At 35.4% G+C, this 6,070-nt stretch carries 9 protein-coding genes; all 9 read left to right on the forward strand.

The window, feature by feature from the left end; genetic code table 11:
• The first annotated feature begins 28 nt into the window (after positions 1 to 28).
• On the forward strand, positions 29 to 376 hold the full coding sequence (locus ACFX4N_RS24765) for a DNA ligase LigA-related protein (RefSeq protein ID WP_377263186.1): 348 nt from the start codon (positions 29 to 31) through the stop codon (positions 374 to 376).
• 15 nt (positions 377 to 391) lie between these two features.
• Positions 392 to 649 carry a hypothetical protein gene (locus ACFX4N_RS24770; protein ID WP_377263188.1) on the forward strand — a complete coding sequence of 86 codons (258 nt, stop codon included), beginning with the start codon at positions 392 to 394 and terminating at the stop codon, positions 647 to 649.
• Between the two features lie 221 nt (positions 650 to 870).
• A complete protein-coding gene (locus ACFX4N_RS24775) occupies positions 871 to 1,401 on the forward strand; it encodes a hypothetical protein (protein ID WP_377263190.1) in 531 nt (176 codons plus the stop codon).
• A gap of 58 nt (positions 1,402 to 1,459) precedes the next feature.
• The gene (locus tag ACFX4N_RS24780) at positions 1,460 to 2,449 is read left to right on the forward strand and encodes an excalibur calcium-binding domain-containing protein (protein ID WP_377263192.1); all 990 of its coding nucleotides are present in this window, start codon (positions 1,460 to 1,462) and stop codon (positions 2,447 to 2,449) included.
• 234 nt (positions 2,450 to 2,683) lie between these two features.
• Complete coding sequence (locus ACFX4N_RS24785; protein WP_377263194.1) at positions 2,684 to 2,851, forward strand: hypothetical protein; 168 nt, start codon at positions 2,684 to 2,686, stop codon at positions 2,849 to 2,851.
• Between the two features lie 85 nt (positions 2,852 to 2,936).
• Complete coding sequence (locus tag ACFX4N_RS24790; protein WP_377263196.1) at positions 2,937 to 3,074, forward strand: hypothetical protein; 138 nt, start codon at positions 2,937 to 2,939, stop codon at positions 3,072 to 3,074.
• 121 nt (positions 3,075 to 3,195) lie between these two features.
• The gene (locus ACFX4N_RS24795) at positions 3,196 to 4,233 is read left to right on the forward strand and encodes a hypothetical protein (RefSeq protein ID WP_377263198.1); all 1,038 of its coding nucleotides are present in this window, start codon (positions 3,196 to 3,198) and stop codon (positions 4,231 to 4,233) included.
• 121 nt (positions 4,234 to 4,354) lie between these two features.
• Positions 4,355 to 4,573: a hypothetical protein gene (locus ACFX4N_RS24800; RefSeq protein WP_377263200.1), complete on the forward strand. Its 219-nt coding sequence runs from the start codon at positions 4,355 to 4,357 to the stop codon at positions 4,571 to 4,573.
• Positions 4,574 to 4,839: 266 nt separating this feature from the next.
• A complete protein-coding gene (locus ACFX4N_RS24805) occupies positions 4,840 to 5,913 on the forward strand; it encodes a lysozyme inhibitor LprI family protein (protein WP_377263202.1) in 1,074 nt (357 codons plus the stop codon).
• Positions 5,914 to 6,070 lie beyond the last annotated feature (157 nt).

Raw genomic sequence — 6,070 nt, forward strand, 5'->3', positions numbered from 1 at the left:
AAGGTCCCTTATATAGGGGCCTTTTATTTTGCTTATTGACGTATTTTATCAAGAGCTTATGTTAATTAAAGGAGGTGAGAAAATGTCTTTGTCCGTTATTCAAGAATTGATTCAGCGTAGAAGGCTGCAACTATTGGTTCATTCGTTTCTGTATTATCAGTTAAATGAAAATATCATTGATGATTCAACATATGATAGATGGAGTAAAGAGTTAGTAGACCTAACAGAGAAATATCCAGTTCTTGCACAAATGGTTATTTATCATAAAGAATTCGAAAGTTTTGATGGTTCAAGTGGCTTCGACTTGCCTTACCATCATCCTGCTATTCAATCGAGAGCTAGAAAACTACTCGCTTATCATCGAGAAAATAAATAGAAGGTTGTGTTGTAAATGTGTGCTTGTGGCAATGACAGAAGACCAGGTTTACGAGAATGCTGTAATGCTGTAGGTGTAGCAAACAAACGTAGGGAAAGAGAAGAAAAGGTTCTACAATTGCAGAGACAGTTTGAAAATGATGAGTTGAGAAAACATCCTGTATTTACAAGTGTTATGCGATTAACATTTGTAGATCTTGTTCCTCACCTTGATGATGAAGGACTAAAAGTTCTAGAAGACCGCCTTAATGTGCTATTTCTCACCATGATATAAAATAATTTCATCAAGCATAATGGGTTTATAGATTCATTTAATTTCAATAAAAAGTAAATAGTTCAATTGTTAATAGAAATTATTTGTTATAATGGGAAATATGACTCCTTTAATATAATTATAGGAATGCAGTGAATAATAGTTATATCATTCGGGAAAAAATCAAAAAGATATTAATTGATTTTAATATATATATAAGAATTATAGTAGGAGTGGGGAACATGAAAAAAATATTGATGGGGATAGCTAGTGTAGGTTTATTAACATTATCAGCTTGTGGGGGAGCTGAGGAGGTAAAAGAAAGTGATAAACAGAAAGAAGAAGCTAAAGTTAAAACGGAAGAAACTGTTTCTTCTGAATCAACTAAAAAAGAGTCTACAAAACAATCTCAAACATTCAAAGTAGATTGGAAAGATAATTCTAAAGTAACTGTAGAATCTGCCAATATAGATATTGCCACTAATCTTAAAGATGGGACACAGTTATTGTATGAAGTGCGAAATTCAAGCAACGACAATGATCGCTTAGACGGGACTTTCCAAGTGCAAGGTGGAGCAGCTCAAACAACTTTAGACCTTAGTAATTTTCAATCTGGGGAAATTACTATCAGAATAAGATTCTATCCTTTCCAACAATCCAAAGAGTTACGTAAAGTTTATGGTGATGCTGGAGAAAATCTATCAGGGCAAAAAGTTGTTATGAAATCTGTAGGTAATATCGTTGGGGAAGAGTATAAAGTTAATAAACAATAAAGATATTATCTTCTACGGAGTTAACTAAAAACAAATATATAAGAGGGAGAGAAAAGAAATGGTATTTGGCATTTTAGCAATGATTTTACTAGGTGTGTTTCTAATCACATTAATCTGGGGAATTGTTCGACTCTTTAAGAAGAAGCCTGTCAAAAGATTATTCTTAACAACAGCAGTAAGTTTTGTTTTATCGATGATTTTCTTTTATGTATTAGGTGATCAAACAGCAAAAGAAGAAGCAGCACAGGAGAAGAAAGAAGCTCAGATGCAAGCTGAAAGAGAATCAAGAATTGAGAAGAAAACAGCCACTACAGCAAGTGCTACTGTAAAGCCTACACTTAAGTTTGTGGAAGCAGCAGGAATTGTTTATAAAATGGTAGGGGATACAGATAGTGCAGACGTTGATATGACGAAAGCCAAATTTATTAAGACAAGCATTATGAAAGGTTATCTTACTACTAAGATGAAAGACCATGTTTATATGTATGCTGATGTAGATAAATCTGGAGAATGGATTCAAGCAACATTCGACGATAAGGACAACGTAGTTAAAAAGGTTGAAATGAGTCCTAACTTGGAAAAGAAAGTAGTTGCTTCTGTAAATAAAGAAAAAGCAACAGATACAGCTAAGAAGGAAGCAGCTCAAAAGAAAGCTGATGAACAAAAGAAACAAGAAGAAGCTAAGAAATTAGAAGAGCAAAAAGCTAAAGAGGAAGAACAAGCTAAAGCAGCAGAAGAGAAACGTAAACAGGAAGAAGCAGCTCGTGTTGCTGAAGAAAAGCGTGTAGCAGAGCAGAAACAAAAAGAACAAGAAGCGTTACAAGCAAAACAACAAGCTGAAGCAGAACAAGCACGTAAAGAAGCTGAAGAAAAAGCTCAAGCTGAAGCTGAAGCACAGGCTCAACAACAGCAACAACAAACTCAGACAGCTTCATTCGCAAACTGTACAGAAGTTCGTGCAGCAGGAAGAGCCCCAATTAGACAAGGCGAGCCAGGATTCGAAGCCAAGTTTGACCGTGATGGTGACGGAATTGGCTGTGATCAGTAATAACTCATTAAAATGAGCATAAATAGGCAATATAATAAAAGAAATGACCTTCATTACTGGAGGTCTTTTTTTATTCCTCTAATAAATTTTATAATCTAGATAGGCACAACCAATTTAAAAAGAACATATAAAGATGTAGGAATACATTTAGTTTGATTTTAAAGACAGACTTATGTTTTCTGAGGAAAAGTACGGATTATCCTTAGCACAAAAATATCCACATGGAGGTGTAGTATGGCTAAAGTAAGTCATGATGTTATGATTCCTACGGAAACGGGGTACACCATTAAAAAGGTGAGCGATGATAAGCTCCGTGATGAGATGGAAAAATTTGAAGCGGGCTCTCCTGATGGTGTCTACACTGATGATGTAGATCCAGAAAAACCTGTTTTTGAAAATTAATTAGTAAATTATAAAAACCAATGAAAAGTTAGCCTCTAGAATTTTCTAGGGGCTTTTTGTGTTGTCTTGAAAGGAGGTGAGGATCATGACAAGTAAATTTGAAGCATTTGTTGCAGAAGAAAGTAAAGGAAAGGATGTTAGCTACATGTGTAATGCATGTAATAAGTATGTAGATGAAGTAACCTTAGAAGGTTTTTGCGAAAATTGTCATGAAAAACAATGAATTAATTTTAAGAAAATATAGAAACATTACTTAATTTTGGTATAATAATAGCAGACTTTTCTAATAGTTCCAATGAGCTATCAGGAGGGAAAAAAAGATAAAATACGAGGGAGAATTACTTATGAAAATGTTGAAAGTTGTTTTGGGAGCGCCATTATTAGCACTGGCGTTAACTGCTTGTGGAAATGAAACTAGTGAACCTGCACCACAAAAAGAGAATACTACATCACAAACAGCGGTGCACACAAATGAGAGTAGTAAAGAGACTAGTAAAGAAGCAGGTGTTCTAAAAGAAGCAACACCTCATGCTCTGCAAACAAAAGCAACAAGTTTACAAAAAGCTGTTAGCTCTAATAATGCAGACATGGATTACCTTATGAACTTAATGGTTGGTTATCAATACATCCAAGTAGGTAATAACGAATACATCTATTACGGAATTAACCAAGAACAAAACGTCTTTTCAATGATGGAAGTGACATTTGATAATACAGGTAACTATATTCAAAACGTTAATATGATTGATAATGCTTCAGCAAGCCAAATTGCTACGCTACAAAGTCAAATTCAAAATCAACAAGCACAGTTATCTGATCTTGAGCAACAGCAAATGCAAAGAGAGTTAGACGATTACTATGCTCAACTAGAAGCTGATCAAAAAGCTCAAGAAGAGGCTGATGCTAAAGCAGAAGCAGAGGCACAGGCTGAAGCTGACAAACAAGCTAAAGAAGAGGAAGAAGCCCAAGCTAAAGCTGATAAAGAGGCACAAGAGCAAGCAGAAGCTGAAGCAAAAGCTCAGGCTGAAGCAGATAAAAAAGCAGAAGAGGAAGCAGCTGCACAGGCAAAAGCAGAAGCAGAGGCACAAGCCCAAGCAGAAGCGGATGCAGAAGCTACACAAGCTGAAGAAGATGCACAGGCACAGGCGGATGCGGAAGCAGCTGCACAAGCAGATGCAGAAGCTGCCAGTCAAGAACAAATTGAGGCTGCAAACGATGCAATAGCAGATATGGGAAGTTGGTTATCACCAGCCGCATTAGAAAAGATTCAGACAGAACTAGCTTCAAGTGGCGACGGATCAAGTCCGACTTTAGACCATTGCTATAGAGTATATGGTGGAGCAGAAGCGGATGATGAGAATTTGTTCTGTAGTAATAATTAACAAACAAAGTTTTTATTTTGCATAATAAAGAATGTGAGGAAGTGAGGATTTAACCCTTGCTTCCTTTAATTAGGTTTTTTTACCATTGTATTCGGGCAGGCTGAATACGAGGTGATTATTAATGAGTCTATATGAGGCTAGAAAAGAAATTGGAGATGCTGTAAGAGCAAGGCTAAGTGAAAGAGGATTATCTTATCAAGACGTATCAGATTCTGTTAATGGTTTAAGTACTTCTGAAATATCCCGCATTACTTGTGCCGAAGACTATTCTTTAAAGTCACTTGCAACATTATTAAGCGCTTTGGATTTGAAAATTGAATTTAAAGAAAAAGTCCAATAGTAAATTTGGTCCCTGATAGGGGACTTTTTTTATTAGCAAGCATTTCCTACACATGAATTATGTGTTAATATTACTAGGGATTATATACTACATATAAAGAGGAATTATAGCATGGGGATATTATTATTCATTTTTTCATTAGTTGTAGGGGTTACTTATTGCTTACAAAGGAAAAAGACTAGGAATTACTAGTTTAAAAGAATTTATTAGTTTAAATCATACTATTAAAGATACATATAATATACATCTTAGGAGGGGGAACAACTATGTACAAAAAAGGTATTATTTCATTAGTAGCGGCAACTACATTTTTAGTTAGCGGTTGCCAATCAGAGGAGAAAGCGGATTCGAAAACAGTAGAAACAGAGAAAGGTAGCAACCAGGAAACTACAGATACTAGTGCTATTAAGACTAGGCAAGATAGCAACAAGGTTACAGATAGTAATACTGGAGAAACTTCAAATGTAGAAGGTAGCGCTCATGCGAGTGATGTTCACAAAAATAGTAATCAGCAAAATTCGGGTAGTTCAAGTACAACTTCAAATAATGTTTCTGTAACTAAGGATACAGCAGCGCTTGTAATGGCAGACTACATAAATGGACTAACGGCTGCAATTAATACAGGTGATTTTAGCAATGTAGCTGGCACTTTAAAAGGTTCTTTGTATAATGACCAACAATCATTAGTACAAAACTTATATAAGAAGGGCATTAAAGAAAACTGGGTGAGTTATTCTGTAGTCGGTTTTAATAAGGCAGGGACTTCTTCCAATGGTCCTCTCTATAAAATACAAACTGTAGAGACTGTATCTGTTATACAACCAGATGGATCTCAAAAAACAAATAAATATAATTGGATGTACACAGCCGTGTTTATCAATAATCAATTATACTTAACTGACATCGCTAAAAATGGGCCGATTACTACTGTATCAAAGACTGGCCCAACGACAAGTACTTCATCATCAAACAGCTCGGCTACAACAAGTAGTAGTACAAAAGCTAGGTATTTAAATATACTAGAGCAGACAAGAGCTCAGGAAGTGCCGGCAACTTCTCAGATCGACGGCGAAAGAATGAATCAGTCATATACTAATTATGATATGTGGGATAAGGTTCTTAATGATATCTATAGTGAATTAAAGAACCAATTATCTTCATCAGAAATGAATAATCTTAAAATCAAACAACGCCAATGGATTAAGGATAGAGATGCTGCTTCTCAAAAAGACTTGAAAGAAGCCGGTGGAGGTACCTGGGCTTATGCTGAAGAAGCTCGTATTTTACACGAAATGACTAGAGAACGTTGCTACGTTTTAGTTAATAACTACATGAAATAATTAATTAGACAGGCAGATCTTCAATGGATCTGTCTTTTTATTTAGCTAGTACTGAATATTTAAAGAAGGATTTATTTTATTGTTATTGAATCTATACAGGACGGTTTATTTCAAATCTCAATTGCAGAGAGGGGAAATGATAATGGCCACTGGAAGA

The sequence above is a fragment of the Priestia sp. YIM B13551 genome (assembly GCF_042787905.1).
Lineage (GTDB): Bacteria > Bacillota > Bacilli > Bacillales > Bacillaceae_H > Priestia.